Raw genomic sequence first — 1,003 nt, 5'->3', positions numbered from 1 at the left:
CCGTTGCTGTCCTGGAAGGAGCGGACCAGGACCTCGTAGAAGACGGCGCGTTTGAACCAGTCCGGGTCCCGGTCCCTCGCCGGAGTGTCCTCGAAGGTGTCCGGGACGGGCTCGTTGACGATCATGTTGTGGGTGACCCTCCGATCTGCGGGGTGGACGGTCGCAGGACGGTGAGAACATGCGCGGGCCTGTGACCCGGTTCGAGGCGCACGTAGTTGGTCCTGCCCCAGTAGTAGGTCTCGCCGGTGAGCTCGTCGCGCACCGGCACCGACTCGTGCCAGTCCAGGCCGAGTTGCGGCATGTCCAACGAGACCGTGGCTTCCTGGGTGTGGTGGGGGTCGAGGTTGGCGACCACCAGAACCGTGTTCGATCCGCTGCGCTTCGAGTAGGCGATCACCGCGTCCTGGTCGGCGTGGTGGAAGTGCAGATCGCGCAGTTGACGCAGGGCCGGGCTGCGGCGCCGGATGGTGTTGAGCTTGGTGATGAGTGGTGCGATGGTCCGGCCCTCGCGTGCGGCGGCCTCCCAGTCGCGGGGTTTGAGCTGGTACTTCTCCGAGTCGAGGTATTCCTCGCTGCCCTGCCTGAGCGGGGTGTTCTCGCACAGTTCGTAGCCGCTGTAGACGCCCCAGGCGGGGGAGAGGGTCGCGGCGAGCACGGCGCGGACCTCGAAGGCGGGCCGGCCGCCGTGCTGGAGGTAGGCGTGCAGGATGTCCGGGGTGTTGGTGAAGAGGTTCGGCCGCATGTAGGCCGCCGCCTCTCCGGACAACTCGGTGAGGTACTCGGTGAGTTCCTGCTTGCTGTTGCGCCAGGTGAAGTACGTGTAGGACTGCTGGAAGCCGATCTGGGCCAGGGTGTGCATCATCGCCGGCCGGGTGAACGCCTCGGCCAGGAAGATCACGTCCGGGTCCGTGCCGTTCACCTCGGCGATCACCCGTTCCCAGAAGACGACGGGTTTGGTGTGGGGGTTGTCGACCCGGAAGATGCGCACGCCGTGGCCCATCCA

General features: G+C 66.7%; 1 pseudogene. It reads right to left on the bottom strand.

The window, feature by feature from the left end:
- Positions 1-121 precede the first annotated feature (121 nt).
- Positions 122-1,003: pseudogene (locus tag AB0D93_RS41595) on the bottom strand (alpha-1,4-glucan--maltose-1-phosphate maltosyltransferase); the annotation flags it as partial.

The organism is Streptomyces sp. NPDC048191, assembly GCF_040652655.1.
GTDB lineage: Bacteria > Actinomycetota > Actinomycetes > Streptomycetales > Streptomycetaceae > Streptomyces.
The sequence above is the reverse complement of the archived record's forward strand: the minus strand, read 5'-3'. Positions and strand labels throughout refer to the sequence as shown.